Source organism: Pseudomonas sp. OF001, assembly GCF_904426495.1.
GTDB lineage: Bacteria > Pseudomonadota > Gammaproteobacteria > Pseudomonadales > Pseudomonadaceae > Geopseudomonas.
On the sequence record NZ_CAJGBM010000015.1, the window covers coordinates 42,674 to 59,564 of the forward strand.

A 16,891-nucleotide genomic window follows, 5' to 3' on the forward strand; every position below is an offset into this window, starting at 1 on the left:
GGCCACTAGTCCTTGTGCCAGCCGCAGACACCGGGCGAGGTGCCCGAAGGCCTCGCCCAGTTCCCACGCGATCAGGACGCGCGCCATCGGCACGGGTGACGGCTTACCATGACAGCTTGCCCACGCCTTCCTTGATGCCGGAAAAGCCCTTGAGCTGAGTGCCCGTGCCGCAGGTCAGCGACACAGCATCGACGCCGCCGCGTGCACCGTGGGCACCGCCTTGCATCCAGCCAGCCAAGCCAGACAGATCAGAGCCCTGGTTGGCGTGGCTCCAGGCCGGTGCGCTCTGCCGCTCGGCGTCGAGTCGGTTCAGAGCATGCGTCAGTTCCGCCCAGTGGCGCTCCACGTCGTGGTTGGCCTGGCCCTGAGCAGCCTGCTCGGACGCTTGCTGCTGCTCGCCCCATTGCGCGAACCAGCGGCGATCCAGTGCGGGCAAGGTCGAATGGTGCGACTGGTCGGACTTTTCATCGCGCCTGAAGCCGTCGAGGAAACGCCCCAGCGGATCATCATCGTCGTCACCGCGCTCCGATCCGTGCTTGCGACCTGGCTGGCCCGGCGAGGCGCTCGCACCGTCGTTGATGTTGCCGCTGTGCCCGGGTGGAGGCGCATCTGCGCCGTTGCCCACACCCTCGTTGCCCTTGGTGGCGGTCGGCACCACAGTCTTGTTGCCAAAACTCACCGTGAAGTCATCCGAGGCAGTCGAGCACTCGCCATGGCCATCGCTAGTGGTGACGCGCACATCGATGCTGCTCTTGGCATTGGCCGGAGCTGTGCCGCTGAAGGTCTGCGTGGCGGCGTCGAACTTGAGCCAGGTGGGCAGCGCCTTGCCGTTAGAAAGGGTCGCCGTGTAGCTCAGCGTATCGTTGCGATCGGTATCTTTAAAACTGCCTGCGGGCATTTGCCACGAGAACGCCTTGCCCTTGGCAAGTTGTACATCACTCAGGCGGCGCACCAGATCGGGCGTATCGTTGGAGCCCTGCACGGTCACCGTCAATGCGCCGTCGCTGTGTTGGGTGCCGTCACTGGCCAGATAGTTGAAAGTCTCCGTAGCCGTCTCGCCTACGCCCAAGCCTTGCACCTTACTGGAGCAATCATCAAGCACATAGGCATAGGTACCGTTGGATAGTAGCGTCAGCACGCCGTATTCACCTCGGCGGATACCCGGATCGGCGACGCGCAGGCGCTCGCCTTCCGGATCGCGGTCATTGGACAGCACATTGCCCCAGGCCAGCAGCTTGCGATCCTCGATCACGTTTGCCGCATCGGGTGCCGTGACCGGTGCCTGGTTGCCGCCGCCGGATTCGACCGCCAGGGCGAAGCTCTGGCTGGCCTGTGCGCCAGCGAGGTCGGTGGCGGTGACCCGCAGGGCATAGTTTCCTGCCGAGGCCGGAGTGCCGCTGAAGGTGCCAGTAGCCGCGTCGAATGCGAGCCAGTCGGGCAGTGCGCTGCCGTCGGACAAGGTGGCCGAGTAAGTCAGCACATCTCCTGCATCGACATCGACGAAGGCCGTTGCGGGCAGTTGCCAGCTCAGTGCCGTGCCCGCGCGTCCGGTCTGGTTGGCGAGCAACGTGCCAACCTCGGGCGCGTCGTTGACGTTGGTCACGCCGATGGCGAACGTCTGGCTAGCCAGAGCGCCAACCACGTCAGAGGCCGTCAAGCGCACGGAAATACTGCCCACATCGCCGTTGAGCGGGGTGCCGCTAAAGGTGCGCGTTGCCGCATCAAAACGCAGCCAGGTCGGCAGCGCGGAGCCATCGGTTTGGGTGGCCGAGAGCATGAGCGTGTCGCCCGCATCCACGTCGCGGAAGGCATCCAGCGGCACGGCGAAGGCAAACGGTGCATCCTCGGTCGCCTGCTGGTCGGCCAGTGCGACGGCGACTTCCGGCACGTCGTTGGTGTTGGCTACCGTGAGGCTGAACGACTGGCTGACGCTGGCGCCGATCAAATCGGTGGCCGTCACGCGAATCTCCACCGCACCGACGTTGTCGTTGCCGGGCGTGCCGCTGAAGGTACCGGTTACCGCATCCAGTTGAAGCCAGGCAGGCAGCACAGAACCATCGGCCAGCATGGCCGAGTAGCTCAGGCGGTCACCCAGATCGGCATCGACAAAGGCGTCCGTCGGCAGGGTGAAAGTGAAAGCAGCGTCTTCGGTCGCGGTCTGCGTGGCCAGCGCAGCGCCGATGGCCGGGGCGTCGTTCGTGTTGGTCACCTCCAGCCCGAATGTCTGGCTGGCCGATGCGGCCGCCAGATCGGTTGCGGTCACGGTGAGTTGCAGCGCATCTACATCACCATTCACCGGAGTACCGGAGAAGGTGCCGGTCTGCGAATCGAATGTGAGCCAATCGGGAAGCAGATCGCCGTTTGCCAGCGTGGCCGTGTAGGTGAGCACATCGCCCACGTCGACGTCACTGAAGCTGCCAGCGGATAGCGTGAAGCTGAAGTCGCTATCTTCCAGGGAGCGCAGGTCGGACCAGGGCCTGCCGACTTCGGGCGCGTCGTTGGTGTTTTGTACCGTGACGTGGAAGCTGTGCAGACTCGATGCCCCCAGCGTGTCTATGCCTTGCACGATGATGTCGAACTCGCCTACGTCGCCGTTGTCCGGCGTGCCGGACAGGGTACGCGTGGCGGCGTCGTACTGCAGCCAGTCCGGCAGCGTCGTGTAACCAGAGACCATGACCCGCGTCAGAACGTCGTCGCCATCGGCGTCGATGAACAGGTCGTCTGGCAGCACCAAGTTGAAGGCTGCATCTTCCAGCGCGATTTGATCGTCGATGGGATTGGCCACTTCCGGTGCGCGGTTCATGAACTCGCGCAACGTGACGGCGGTGCCATCTGCAAACTCGAAGCTGTCGATCACCGTGCCACCGTCAGTGCCTTCTGGAGCGTAGTTGCTTACGCGTACCACATCGCCATTGGCGCCGTAATGGATGAGCAAGTCGTCGCCATCCACTTCCAGCCGCACGTCCTCGCGGGCGATGCCTTCGCCGAAGGTGAGCACGTTGCCGATTCCCGCATCGAGATCATCCTCGATCACGTCCTCGCCATCGCCCAGATTCACTACATAGGCGTCACGCTGGGCGCCACCGCGCAGGACATCGTTGCCCAAACCACCGGTGAGCACATCCTCGCCGTCGCCCGACTCCATCACGTCGTCGCCGTCGTAGCCGTAGAGGCGGTCGCCGACGTTGCTACCCTCGAGGACGTTACCCGCGTTGCCGCCCTCGACCACGAAAGTCCAAGACACCAAGGTGGCGTAATCCACCGCCGTGCCGTCGGCGAACTCGAAGCGTTCGATGGCGTGGCTGCCGAGTACGTCCTGCGGGTTGAAACCTGTCAGGCGCACCATGTCACCGCCGGCACCATAGGGGATGAGCAGGACGTGGCCGCCGTTGCCGCCCGTCTCGAAGCGCAGGTTGTTGCGCAAATCGTTCGGATCGATGCCGGGGCCGAAGCGCAGCACGTTACCGACATCTTGTTCAGCTACGTCATCGATGGTGACGATGCCGTCGCCCAGCTTCACCACATAGGTGTCGTTGCCGCCTTCGCCCGCCAGCCAGTCGCCGCCCGGGGTGGCTTCAAACAGGTCGTTGCCGTCGCCGCCCCAGACACGATCCGTGAGTGTAGTTCCCTTGAGTGCGTCGCTTTCCTCCGTGCCGACGATGTCGAAACCACGTGCAAGCAATTCCTCGTAGCCGATCTCGTCGCCGTCGATACCAAAGCGGAAACGCTCCACGGCGCGTGATCCACGCGGGTTTTCCGGATCGAAACCTGAGAGACGAATGCGGTTGCCTGTGTTGTCGAGATCGAGGATCAGAAAGCCCTCGGCGTCGTAAGACAGGCGAACGTCATCGAGGGTCGTACCCTCAGGCAGCACCAGCGTATTGGGCGCATCGCCGTTTTCGCTGTCGATGATGGTGTCGCTGCTCGCATCGGCGTCGATGAGGTAAAGATCGCCGCCTGCGCCGCCGCTCATCGTATCGTCGGACTCGCGGCCCTCAATCCAGTCGGCCAGCGCCGTGCCGGTGAGCACGTCGTCGCTGGGTGTGCCGATGATGCGGACGCCGCGCGAGAGCAAGTCGTCGAATGACAGACTGGTATCCCACCAGGGCATGCTGATTTCCGAAACCGGCGCTTGCATGCCCTCTGCGCGTGGGTCGAACCCCGCAAAACGGATGGCATCGCCATCTTCGGTCAAGCGCAGCAACAGGTCGCGTCCGTCGAACTCCAGGCGCAGGTCGTCAGAGTTGATTTCGCCAGTGATCTCGATGCGGTTCGTGTCCTGCTCGCGCCAGGTCTCGGCAATGAGCGTCTCGGTTGGGCGAGTGCCCCACTCCTTGTGAATACGGTAGGTGTCCGAGCCTGCACTACCTACCAACCTGTCTCCGCCGCCTTGGCCATTAAGCGTGTCGTCGCCGTCGCCGCCGATCAGCGTGTCGGCAAACGGCGTATCGTCGAGCCAACCGCCTTCATCACCGGCCATTTCGGTCTTGCCCGTGGGTTCGATGTTCTCGGCCACGATCTCAGTGCCATCGGCGAAGCGGATGATGTCCACCGAGCGGGTCTGCGTGGCTCGATTCGGCTCATAGCCCCTCAGGATCACCCGGTCGCCAGGCTGGTTGGCGAACTCGATTACAAGATCGCCGTTACGCTCTGAATAGCGCAGGTCTTCGGGCCGGATGCCGGGGCCGAAGGTGAGAATGTTGGGCGCATCGTCGATGATGGTGCCTCCGTAGCCGCCCTCACCGCCGTCCCAACCGCCGCCATAGCCACCGTCACCTCCATCCCATTCGCCACCATAACCGGACGACATAGCAGCAAGCGCAGGCATTTCACCGCCGTAACCGCCTTCACCATCGCCGTAGCCCCAGTTGAGCACGCGATGGTCGTCGTCAATGGTCACTTCGCCGTGGCCGGGTTGATACACGTAGGTGTCGCCATCCCATTCGCCGAAGAGTTGGTCATTGCCGGTGCCGCCGGTGAGTTGATCCGCACCCCAGCCGCCGTAGATCACATCGTTTCCGGCATTACCCTCCAGCACGTCATCGCCATCGCCGCCGTGGATCAGGTCGTTGCCGTCACCGCCGAGGATGACATCGTCCCCGGCCAGACCCAGCGCAATGTCGTTGCCCGCACCCGCGTCCAGCGGGTCGACATTAGGCGTGCCGTAAAGCACGTCATCGCCGTCGGTCGAGGTGTTGTTGGCGAAGTTGGCAGAAGCAAACAGATCGCCGGACTGCGCATAGGCCACCGCCCCCATACCACCCGCCGGAGCCACTGTGCCGGTTAGCTCGAAGCCCGCGCCGTCAAAGGCCAGCGGCGCATCGGCCGTTGCCGACAGCAAGGCACCCGCATGGGCCTGCAGCCAGCCCGCAAGGTCGAATACACGCGTCTTGCCATCCGCGTCGATGAACTGGATGCGCTCCAGATCGCCAGGCAGATCGTTGATGCGCGTGTTGTCGAGCATGATCGAGCCGCCTGCGCCTGCATCCAGCAGTAACACCACCCGTCCGTCGTGATCCAATGCTGCGGAAAGCATCGTCGGCGTCAACGTGGCACCGAAGGACAGAGTGTCCGTGCCCTCGCTAGTGCGTAGCGTATCTTTGCCATCGCCGTGGTTGAAGACAACCACATCGTCGCCCGCGCCGGTATTGATGTTGTCGTTGCCTGGTTCTCCGGCAACCAGATCCTCGCCCGTGCCGGAGTAAACATTGTCGTCGCCGCTGCCAGCAGACACCCGGTCATTGCCGGCCTCCAGGTAGACGTTGTCGTTGTTGCCGCGCGCCTGCACGGTGACCGACTGGCCGGTGTAGTCGTAAATGTCATCGTCAGCCTGGCTGCCGACAATATTGGTTGAGTCGCCCCAATAGCGCTGCTGCCAGCCCATCTTGCCGCCATCGACCCGAGCGATCACGTCGGCCAGCGTCCAGTCGGTGCCATCGTCGAAGCGGAAATGCTGCAGCGCTCCGCGCCCAAGGTCGTCCCAGTTGTCGGAGCGAACGACCAGCGCGTCGTTGCCACCGATGCCAATGACCAGGTTGTAGTAGCCGACATCACCCGCCTGGCCACTCCAGCTCGCATCCCCCAACTGCACCGACACATTCTCGGGTCGGATGCCCGGTGCAAACACCACGGTGTCGTTGGCCACCGCCAGGCTTGCGCCCACCGCGTTGTCCAGCCCCATGCCCACGGCAACGCGGTAGCTGTTGTTGCCTTCGCCGCCGTAGAGCCAATCCCGGTCTGCGCCGCCATCCAGCGTGTCATCACCGGCTTCGCCGAAGATCTGATCACTGCCCGCACCGCCAGTGAGCACGTCGTTGCTTTCGCGACCACAGAGCGTGCTGTCCTTCTCGGTGCCGGTCAGCGCATCTTCGCCCGGCGAACCGTAGAGGATTTCCGAGCCTTCGCTGACGTTGAGCTTGGCCAGCACGTCATTGACGTTCAAGCGAGCACCGTTGTCAAAGTCGAAACGGTCGATGCGCTGCCAACTGTTCAACCAATCCTTGATGCGCACCACGTCACTCGACGCGGCGACGGTGGCAATCAGGTCGTTGCCGTCGCGGGTAAAGCTCACGTCGTTCTGGCCGATACCGGACTTGAACAGCACACTGCCATAGTTGTCGGCAATAGTGTCCTGGCCATCGCCAGTGCCGAAGCGATAGATGTCATAACCGCCCAGGTCCTGGAACTGGTCGTTGCCGCTGCCGCCGTCAAGCGTGTCGTTCTGGTAGCCGCCAACGATGGCGTCGTCCCCGGTAGTGGCTGCAAGAGCCCGGGATGCCAGCTCGGAGCGATCCCAAACCGTGCCGTCGGCAAAGTGCAGTTGTTCGATCCCTCGCTCGGTAGACCAGGTATCTGCCTGACCGCGCACGGTGAGTTTGCTGCCATCGGGCAGCGTGACAGCCATGTCGCCTTGCAGGGTCCAGCGCACGGTCACGTCAAGAGGCGTGACACCTGCGGTCAACTCCACCGTGTCCGTGCCAGCGGTGTAGCCGTCAGTGATCACGTCCTGACCGTCCCCCAAGCCGAAGTGGTAGGTGTCGGAGCCTGAGCCGCCTTCCAACAAGTCGTTGCCAGCGCCGCCCACCAATACATCATCGCAACCGTTGAAGCCGCGCAGCTCATCATTTCCTGCTTCGCCCAGCAGGCTGCGGGACTTGATTGTCTCTGCATCCCATAGCGTGCCGTCGGCAAAGGCAATCTCTTCCACCGCATAGCGGTTGCTCTCATTGAAGTGGTTCTTGACGACGAGCGTCTCGCCGGTGTCGCGAATCGTGATCTTCAGGTCGTCGCTGACCTGCCAGCCGTTGACCGTGCGCACCCGCTCCAGCCGTACATCGGAGGGCAGCACACCCGTCTTGAGTTCGATGCGGTCGGTCTCGCCTTGCTGCCAAGAGTCCTCAATGATTGAGTCGTTTCCATCGCCACGGCCGAAGCGGTAAGTGTCGCCCTCGTCGAACGATTCGTAGACCTGATTCCCCCAACCAATGGCACCCCCGCCGCGCAACACATCGTTGCCTGCACCGCCGTCCAGGATGTCCCTGCCCGCGCCGCCGAGCAGCACGTCATCGCCGCCCTGGCCGGTCAGCACATCCGCTACCCGCGAGCCGATGATGGTTTCCGCCTCTTCGCTACCGGCAAAGAGAATGGCTTGCACGTTGGCATAGGACAGCACTGTGCCGTCGGAAAAGGCAATGCGCTCGATTAGGTAGGGACCATTGACGCCATTCCAGGCTACGTCGAAATACTGCTTGAGCGTCACCTGATCGCTGCTGCCGCGTATCGCCAGCACCAGATCGTTGCCGCTGCGGATGAGCTTCACGTCCGCAGGCGCCACTCCTTCCCTGAAGCGCAAGGTGTCGGTGTTGCCGGAGGTGTAATCACCGTCAATCACCGTGTCTTGCCCGTCGCCCCGGCCGAAGAGGTAGGTGTCGTTGTCGTTGGGGGAGACTTGCGGCGTGGTATTGCGCTCGACGCGATAGCTGCCGTTCTCGTAAATCCAGTTCCAGCCGCTGGAGCCGATCAGGAGGTCATTGCCCGCGCCACCGTCGATGACGTCATTCCCACCATTGCCGATCAGCGTATCGTTGCCCGACTGGCCGGTGATCCTGTCTCCGGCAGACGAGCCGTAGATGGTGTCGTCGCGCTCAGTGGTCGCGGACACGGTGGCGCGCAGAGCATCATCGTGGCTCCACACCGTGCCGTCGTCGAAGACGTACTGGCCAACGCCATTCTGGCCCCACCAGTAGCCGCCGAGCGGCACGGACAGCGTCTCACCGGTATCGACAATGGTGAAGACGAGGTTGTCGGCGTAGTCTGCCGTGACCTGAACGTCTGCTGGATTGAGCCCCAGCAGACGTACGGTGTCGCGTTGCACGCCGTTCTCGGCGTAGTCGCTGACGGTGTCGTTGCCATACCCACGCCCGAAGACGTAGGTGTCGGCCCCAGATTCACCCGCCAGCACATCGTTGCCCGCACCACCGGAGATCAGGTCGTCGCCCGCACCGCCATAAATGCGGTCATCTCCGCCTTGGCCGAACAGGCGGTCGTTGCCGTTGTAGCCGTAGAGTGTGTCCTTTCCGTCGCCCGCCAGCACGATGTCGGCCTTGTCGGTGAGTCCCGTCACGTCATCGCCACTGGTCAGCGTACGCACTTTGAACTCGTTGAGCAAAGCCGTGATGCCCGTCGTCTGCGGCAGGGTGTCGATGAGGCTGTCGAAGTCGGCCAGGCCCTGCCAGTTGGTGCCGGAGAGGAAACCAGTGGCGTAGCGGTCCAGATCGAGCAGGTCGCCCAGGTAGTTCTCCGGATCGGCGGCTTTCTTGGCTGCGAGGGCTTGATTGAGTTGGGTGGCGTCGAGCCGCAGGCCGCTGTCGTCGATGACGAGTTCGATCTGATCGAGGTAGGGCTTCAAGCGCGTCTGCATCACCAGGCTGGCGTAAACGCTTTCCTTCAGGCTGTCGTAGGCCTGCTGCAGCAGGTCGAGCTGGGTCTGCGAGAAATTCACGCGCATGGTCGGGAAGGCTTCGATGGCCATCGCAGCGCCACCACTGCTTCCGCCACCACCCGATCCCGCCGAGATGGCCAGTCCCCAGCTGGCCCCATCGGTTTGGCTCTTCTTCTCCGGCAGGTTGAAGAAGTACTGGCCGTTGAAGGCTTCGAGCACGTGCAGCTTGCGGCTCCACTCACTGATGAGGTCGCGGTAGCGATCAGAGAGGTACATTCCGCCGAAGTCGCTCATCAGCGCAGCACCACCGGCACCACTGCCCACGCTGCCGGAGGAGATCGCAGCGAAGGTCACGGTGTCGATACTGCTGCTGCGCCTCTCGTTGCCAAAGGCCTCGTAGACGATGCGATATTTGCCGGCGGCGCGCTCTTCGAGGCTCCTGGCCATGCCTGAGGTGTCGGCCCAGGCGGTGATCATCCGATCGAGAAGGGCCTTCTGTTCGGAGCGGGCGGGGGCCGACTGGAACTGCGCCAGCACGCCCGCCACACTGCTGGACTGGGCAGCGGCTTGTTGCAGTTCGCGTACGTTGCCGGCCCCACCCATGGTGGGCAGACTCTTGATGGACTCGGGGACTTCGATCTCGTTGGCAAACTTGGTGGAAAAGGTGTCGGTAGCCAGGCGGAACTCTCCCATGCCGCCCGTAGAACCGTCGGCTCGAGTGAAGCTGCCTTCGCGGGTGAGCTGGTTGCCGTTGGCGAACCCTTGGTTCTTGAGGGTGTTGGCTAGGTGCAGGCTGACGATCCCGGCATCCGCCAGCGAGATCATTTCGCCCATGCCGGTCTGACCGTCTTGCGAAACGTCACGCCAGAGTTTGAGGCTGGTAAAGGCGGGGTCGCTGGCATCGAGGATGCCGTCGCCGTTGGCATCCAGCGCGGCCAGAGCGGTAAAGCCATTGGGTGCTAAGGTGCCGTTGGGCAAGGGCGTGAAGTCGCCGAAGAGCTCAGCGCCGGACTCGATGCTGCCGTTGGCGTTCCGGTCCCAGACCAGCAATGTGTCATTCGGCCCGACCCAGCCGGTTTTGGTGAGCACGCCGTCGCCGTCATGGTCGAAATAGATGTTGGAGGCAAGGCTAACGGTTTCAAAGCCATTACCGTCTAAGTCGAGGATTATGGGGTCACGGGGCCAGTCCCAGTTTTTGGCGCGATCCCACAAGTCTTTGATGTCTTTGCCGAGGCCGTTGAGGCTCTTGATCAGGTCGAGCAGGGTGTCGAGAGTAATTTTTTCTAGGTATTCCGCAATGTCAAAATCTTTACCTGTGAACCCTCTACTGCGAGCCGCATCAATTCCATCCCTGATCATTTGTTGATCACCCGGATTGTCCCCCTTGTTTCTGTGATCAAGCAATGACCGAGCAATTGACTCTGCATTGGATAATCCATCTGCCTTTCCCTGAGCCCACCCAGCACCATACTCTAGAACAGCATCCGGGATACCTAGCGCACGCCCAACGGCTCCGTAATTGAAATTTCCAAAATCCGCATATTTCGACTTCGGCTCAAGCTGCTTATAATCCATGGACTGACTTGGCGGCAAATGCCCATCCTTATTATTCCTAACACGCTCATAAAACCAATCAAATGTTTCCTTAGGCGTATGAGTAGCCTGATACTGATTTGCCTGAAAAACGTTATTAGCAACGCTCACCCCCGGTGGAACTGCGCCAGCAAAACCATAGTTATCATTCACTTTTTAAGCTCCTCAAAAAAGCGCTTGAAAACATACAAATGAACCAGCACAACCCCCGGCAGAGAAAACAACAACGACCCGAGCGCTGCCATAACCATAATCAATCCAGAGCCAATATCGTCCCCTCTAGCTACAGGATCTGGCATGACATGAGTACTGTCATAAATATAACCAGCTATGGAGGCAAAAAATCCGCCAACAGCGAAAACCAAAAAGACACTAGCAAGCATGGCTACTATCTCAAGAAAAATAAATCGCACCAGCCTGACGTGAAGCAACGAGCGAACCTTGTTAGATATCCAATCCATCAAATCTCTTCCTGCACCAAACTTACGTGCATGCTCTGACGCCCCATATTCACCACCCCATCCACTTGCAGCCCCCTGGGCACTTGGTGGGTAATAAATATCATCGTCACCTTGCCCTTGAGCCGATTGATGGTTTGAGCGAAGTACTCAGCGGTCTGTTGGTCGAGATTGGAAATCGCCTCATCGAAAATCAGCACCTTGGGGCGCTTCAAAAGCGCGCGGGCAATCGCAACACGCTGACGCTGGCCGCCCGATAGCCCTGTGCCGCGCTCACCGATTTCGGTCTGGTAGCCCTGCGGCAGCTTTTCGATCACGTCGTGAATCTCGGCGGCCCGGCACGCAGCGATCACGTCCTCAAAGCCCGCATGCGGGTGGGCCATGATCAGGTTGTCGTACACCGTGCCGGAGAACAGCACCGTCTCCTGCGGTACCACGCCGAAGGTGGCGCGCAGTTCGTTGGCCGCCAGTTGCCGGATCTCGCGCCCATCCAGCGTGATCTGCCCTTCCTGCGGCCAGTAGAAGCCCTGCATCAGTTTCGCCAGCGTGCTCTTGCCGCAGCCGCTGGGGCCCATCAGCACGGTGAGCTTGCCTGTGGGGATGGCAAGGCTCAGGTTGCGGTACAGCCAGGGGTGTTGCTCGGAGTAACGGAAACCCACGTCGCGGATGTCGATCCGGCCTTCACCGCCAGCCGCTCGCTGTGGCGTGAGGGTGAAGGGCTCCTGCGGCATGTCCAGGATGTCGCCCAAGCGCTTGACGGAAATGCTGGCCTGCTGGAATTCCTGCCACAGGCCGACCAGGCGCAGCAGCGGCTGGCTCATGCGGCTGGCGAACATCTGGAAAGCGACCAGCATGCCCACGGTCATCCCATCGGTCTGCATCACCAACCAGGCGCCAACGATTAGGATGGACAGCGTCATCACCTGCTCCAGCCCATTGGCGACGACATTGTAGGTGTTGCCGACCTGCTTGGTGGCGAAGCCCGCAGACAGATACTGGGCCAGATAGGTGCCGTAGCGCTTGCCCACGTCCGGCTCCAGCTGCAGGGACTTCACCGTGGCCATGCCGGCCAAGTATTCGGTCAGGAAAGCCTGGTTGCGTGCGCCGAGCAGGAATTGCTTGTCGAGCCGTTCGCGGAAAATCGGCACCATGAACAAGCTAGCCGTGACGATCAGCGTCATGATGCCGACGGCGATCAGTGTGAGCTGCCAGCTATAGGCGAACATCACAGCGAGGAAGACGACCAGGAAGGGCAGGTCGAGCACCAGGCTCACCGCCGCGCCGGAGATGAATTCGCGCAACTGCTCCACGCCGTGCAAGCGAGCGACCAAGGTGCCGGTAGGCCGAGCCTCGAAATACGGCAGCGGCAGGTGCAGCAAGTGGCGCAGCACCTTGTCGCCCAACACCGCGTCAATGCGGCTGCCGGTGTGCAACAGCAGATACTGGCGCAGCCAGGTCATGCCGCTGGTAAAGAGCATGAACACTACTAGGGCGACACCCAGCACGATGAGGGTGCTTTCCGAATGATGGGCGATGACCTTGTCGATGATGACTTGGGTGAACAGGGGTGTGGCCAAACCGACGAGCTGGATGGCCAGGCTGGCGAGCAGCACATCCCGCCAAATGGTCTTGTGACGTAGCAGTTCGGGGACGAACCAGGAGAAGCCGAAGGGTTTGCGTGACTCGCGGCTTTCCTGCTGCCGGACACTCGATTCGCTAGTAGATTCGCTGACCGGCGGTTCAGCTTCAGCCACCAGTAACATCAGCGGCAGGCACTGTGTGCCGGCGGCTTCGGCGGATAGTGGTTCGGGGCTGGTCTGGCCGGGGCGCACCCATGCCAGCGTATGGTCGCCGTGTTTGACGATCAGCGCCGGCGACAGACTGGAAATGGCTCCAGTCGGGGCGGATTCTGGAGTAGTGGCGATGGACTGCGGGTCGGCTTCTGCCTCCGGCAGGAACACCACCGCCGGCAGCGGCAGGCTTGACCAGTCGTCCTCGGGCCAGTCGAACAGCCCGGCCTTGAGCCCCAGCGCCTCCAGTGCCTCAACTATGGCAGGGAAATCAAACGGCGGCGCAAAGCGCTGCAGCACCAGGGCAGCGTCGAAAGGGCGGCGGTAAAAGCTGGCTAGACTGCCCAGTAGCCACAGAGCCGAAGCTGTATCGAGCAGTCCTTGCGAATAGACAACCGCATCCTGCGGTGCTCCCTGCATATTATTTGTCCTTGTAGGTCGTCAGACAACGACAAACGCATCATTTGCTCTTATGAGTGTGGGGCATCTCAAGAGCAAATGTGGCGACATGAGTCGCATATGTGCAGCGCTGCCCGAGAGGCAACGGCCGGACCGAGCCCCCAGAGGCATGGCCGCTCAGCCCCGCCCCATCATCAGGTCGAGGTTGTCCGCCGCCATCTCGCGCAAAAAATCCCAGCACACCCGCATGCGCGCCAGGTCCTTGTTCTCCGCCGGCATCAGCATCCAGAAGGTGCGCACGAACTCGATGTCGTCGGCCAGTACCTCGACCAGCTTCGGCTCGCGGCGCGCGGTGAAGCTCGGCAGGATCGCCAGCCCGGCATCGGCCAGCACCGCATTCTGCTGGGCGAGGATGCTGGTGCTGCGCAGGGCGACCTGGCCGGGGCGGCCGATCTCGTCCAGGTAGTACAGCTCCTTGCTGTACAGCAGGTCCTCGATGTAGCTGACGAAGCGGTGCTGGCGCAGGTCCTCGCGGCGGCGGATCGGCGGATGGCGAGCCAGATAGTCGCGCGAGCCGTACAGGCGCAGCACGTAGTCGGTGAGCCGGGTGATGATGTACGGCCCGCGCTCCGGGCGCTCCAGGGTGATGACGATGTCCGCCTCGTGACGCGCCAGATGCACGGTGCGCGGTACCGCCAGCAGGTCGATGCCCAGGTGCGGGTAGCGCTGGCCGAGGCCCGCCAGCTGCCCGGCCAGCAGGGCGACGCCGTAGCCCTCGGTGGCGCCGATGCGCACCGAGCCGGACAGGGTGTCCGGCCCGCCCTCCCCCGGCTGCTCGATGGCGAGGAAGGCGCTTTCCATCGCCTCGGCCTGCGCCAGCAGGCGCCGCCCGGCCTCGGCCAGGCTGTAGCCGGTGCCGCCGCGGATGAACAGCGGCTGGCCGAACTGCTTCTCCAGCGCCTGCACCCGGCGCGCCACCGTGGTGTGGTCGACGCCCAGGCGCCGCGCCGCCGCGGTCAGCGTGCCAGCGCGCGACAGTTCGAGGAAATAGCGCAGGTTGTCCCAGTCCATCGGTGGCTCCCGGAGTGCCCAGGCACGGGCGTTTCGGCGCCATTGTGCAGATTTGCAGAGCGCTTGTGCAAATCGCCCGGCTACCAACGGCAATTTTCCACTGCTAGCTTGGTTCCCAGAGCCAGCATCACCGGCCACAACAACTACAAGGAAAGCCTTCGAGGCGAGGTGAACATGACCGCTACCCGCTCCATCCCCACCGTCAAGCTGCTGATCAATGGCGAGTTCGTCGAATCGAAAACCACCGAGTGGCGCGACGTCGTCAACCCGGCCACCCAGGAAGTGCTGGCCCGCGTACCCTTCGCCACCCAGGAAGAAATGAACGCCGCCGTGGCCAGCGCCAAGGCCGCCTTCAAGACCTGGCGCAAGACCCCGATCGGCGCCCGCGCCCGCATCTTCCTCAAGTACCAGCAGCTAATCCGCGAGAACATGAAGGAGCTGGCGGCGATCCTCACCGCCGAACAGGGCAAGACCCTGCCGGATGCCGAGGGCGACGTGTTCCGCGGCCTGGAGGTGGTCGAGCACGCCGCCAACATCGGCAGCCTGCAGCTCGGCGAGCTGGCCAACAACGTCGCCGGCGGCGTCGACACCTACACCCTCAACCAGCCGCTGGGCGTGTGCGCCGGCATCACCCCGTTCAACTTCCCGGCGATGATCCCGCTGTGGATGTTCCCGATGGCCATCGCCACCGGCAACACCTTCGTCCTAAAGCCCTCCGAGCAGGACCCGATGGTCACCATGCGCCTGGCCGAACTGGCGCTGCAGGCCGGCATCCCGGCGGGCGTGCTCAACGTGATCCACGGCGGCGCCGACGCGGTGAACCTCTTGTGCGACCACCCGGACATCAAGGCGGTGTCCTTCGTCGGCTCCACCAAGGTTGGCACCCACGTCTACAACCGTGCCTCGCTCAGCGGCAAGCGCGCGCAGTGCATGATGGGCGCCAAGAACCACGCCATCGTCCTGCCCGACGCCCACAAGCAGCAGACCCTGGCCAACCTGGTCGGCTCCTGTTTCGGCGCGGCCGGCCAGCGCTGCATGGCACTGTCGGTGGTGATCCTGGTCGGCGAGGCGCAGGCCTGGCTGCCGGAGCTGGTCGAGAAGGCCAAGACCCTCAAGGTCAACGGCGGCACCGAGCCGGGTACCGACGTCGGCCCGGTGATCTCGCGCGCCGCCCTGGAGCGCATCAACGGCCTGATCGCCCGCGGCGTGGAGGAAGGCGCCGAGCTGCTGCTCGACGGCCGCAACCCGCAGGTGCCGGGCTACGCCGACGGCAACTTCGTCGCCCCGACCGTGTTCGCCGGCGTGCGCGCCGACATGACCATCTACCAGGAAGAGATCTTCGGCCCGGTGCTCTGCGTGATGCAGGCGGCGACCATGGACGAAGCCATCGAGATCATCAACGCCAACCCCAACGGCAACGGCACGGCCATCTTCACCCGCTCCGGCGCCGCGGCCCGCCACTTCCAGGAAGAGATCGACGTCGGCCAGGTCGGTATCAACGTGCCGATCCCGGTGCCGGTGCCGCTGTTCTCCTTCACCGGCTCGCGCGGCTCCAAGCTCGGCGACCTCGGCCCGTACGGCAAGCAGGTGGTGCAGTTCTACACCCAGACCAAGACGGTCACCGCACGCTGGTTCGACGAGGACGAGGTCGGCCACGTCAACACCACCATCACCCTGAAGTGAGCCGCGACGGCCGGCGCCGCGCGCGCCGGCCGCCACGCCAGGAACAACAAGAAGAGGACTCACCATGCATATCGGCTTTCTCGGACTCGGCCACATGGGCGCCCCGATGGCGCGCAACCTGCTCAAGGCCGGCCACCGGCTGACCGTCTTCGACCCGGTGCCGGCCGCCATCGCATCACTGGTCGAGGCCGGCGCCCAGGCCGCCGACTCGGCGGGCGGCGTGGCCCGCGCAGAGGTCGAACTGATCATCACCATGCTGCCGGCAGCGGCCCACGTGAAGGCGGTCTACCTCGGCGACGACGGCCTGCTCGCCAACGTGCGCCCCGGCGTGCTGCTGATCGACTCCTCCACCATCGACCCGCAGAGCGCTCGCGAGGTGGCCGCCGCTGCGGAAAAGCACGGCAACCCGATGCTCGACGCGCCGGTCTCCGGCGGCACCGGCGGCGCCGCGGCCGGCACCCTGACCTTCATGGTCGGCGGCAGCGATGCCGACTTCGACCGCGCCCAGCCGGTGCTGGCGGCGATGGGCAAGAACATCGTCCACTGCGGCGGCCACGGCAACGGCCAGGCCGCCAAGGTGGCCAACAACATGCTGCTGGGCATCTCGATGATCGGCGTCGCCGAGGCGATGAGCCTCGGCGTGGCCCTCGGCGTCGATCCCAAGGTGCTCGCCGGCATCATCAACACCTCCAGCGGACGCTGCTGGAGTTCCGACACCTACAACCCCTTCCCCGGCGTGATGGACAACGTGCCGGCCTCGCGCGGCTACGAAGGCGGCTTCGGCACCGACCTGATGCTCAAGGACCTCGGCTTGGCCAGCGAGGCGGCCAAGCAGGTGCGCCAGCCGGTGCTGCTCGGCGCCCTCGCCCAGCAGCTCTACCAGACCTTCAGCGCCCAGGGCAACGGCCAGCTGGACTTCTCGGCGATCATCAACCTGTACCGCAAGGACGCCTGAG

General features: G+C 63.3%; 6 protein-coding genes. 2 read left to right on the top strand and 4 right to left on the bottom strand.

Going from position 1 to position 16,891, the window contains the following annotated elements:
* Nucleotides 1-103: 103 nt before the first annotated feature.
* The 4 genes from RA210_RS22080 to RA210_RS11210 all read right to left on the bottom strand — a co-directional run bounded on the left by RA210_RS22080 (nt 104) and on the right by RA210_RS11210 (nt 14,252).
* A complete protein-coding gene (locus RA210_RS22080) occupies nt 104-10,687 on the bottom strand; it encodes a putative Ig domain-containing protein (RefSeq protein WP_236574716.1) in 10,584 nt (3,527 codons plus the stop codon).
* Nucleotides 10,684-10,995 (bottom strand): hypothetical protein, encoded by a 312-nt coding sequence (locus RA210_RS11200; protein ID WP_136491819.1) that lies wholly within the window; start codon nt 10,993-10,995, stop codon nt 10,684-10,686. Before RA210_RS11200 ends, RA210_RS22080 begins: the two co-directional genes overlap by 4 nt.
* Nucleotides 10,995-13,202, bottom strand: a complete 2,208-nt coding sequence (locus RA210_RS11205; protein ID WP_201486486.1) for a peptidase domain-containing ABC transporter — start codon at nt 13,200-13,202, stop codon at nt 10,995-10,997. Before RA210_RS11205 ends, RA210_RS11200 begins: the two co-directional genes overlap by 1 nt.
* Before the next feature lie 156 nt (nt 13,203-13,358).
* On the bottom strand, nt 13,359-14,252 hold the full coding sequence (locus tag RA210_RS11210; protein WP_201486487.1) for a LysR family transcriptional regulator: 894 nt from the start codon (nt 14,250-14,252) through the stop codon (nt 13,359-13,361).
* 174 nt (nt 14,253-14,426) lie between these two features.
* Here RA210_RS11210 and RA210_RS11215 point away from each other — a divergent pair, with 174 nt between their 5' ends.
* Both RA210_RS11215 and mmsB read left to right on the top strand, forming a co-directional pair.
* Complete coding sequence (locus RA210_RS11215) at nt 14,427-15,935, top strand: CoA-acylating methylmalonate-semialdehyde dehydrogenase (protein ID WP_201486488.1); 1,509 nt, start codon at nt 14,427-14,429, stop codon at nt 15,933-15,935.
* 64 nt (nt 15,936-15,999) lie between these two features.
* Entirely contained in the window at nt 16,000-16,890 is an 891-nt protein-coding gene (gene mmsB / locus RA210_RS11220) for a 3-hydroxyisobutyrate dehydrogenase (RefSeq protein WP_201486489.1), read from the top strand.
* Nucleotide 16,891: the final 1 nt, after the last annotated feature.

Excerpts from the sequence above, each read along its gene's own strand:
- RA210_RS11200 (WP_136491819.1), bottom strand. The coding sequence starts at position 10,995 with ATGGATTGGATATCTAACAAGGTTCGCTCGTTGCTTCACGTCAGGCTG.
- RA210_RS11205 (WP_201486486.1), bottom strand. The coding sequence starts at position 13,202 with ATGCAGGGAGCACCGCAGGATGCGGTTGTCTATTCGCAAGGACTGCTC.
- RA210_RS11210 (WP_201486487.1), bottom strand. The coding sequence starts at position 14,252 with ATGGACTGGGACAACCTGCGCTATTTCCTCGAACTGTCGCGCGCTGGC.
- RA210_RS11215 (WP_201486488.1), top strand. The coding sequence starts at position 14,427 with ATGACCGCTACCCGCTCCATCCCCACCGTCAAGCTGCTGATCAATGGC.
- mmsB (WP_201486489.1), top strand. The coding sequence starts at position 16,000 with ATGCATATCGGCTTTCTCGGACTCGGCCACATGGGCGCCCCGATGGCG.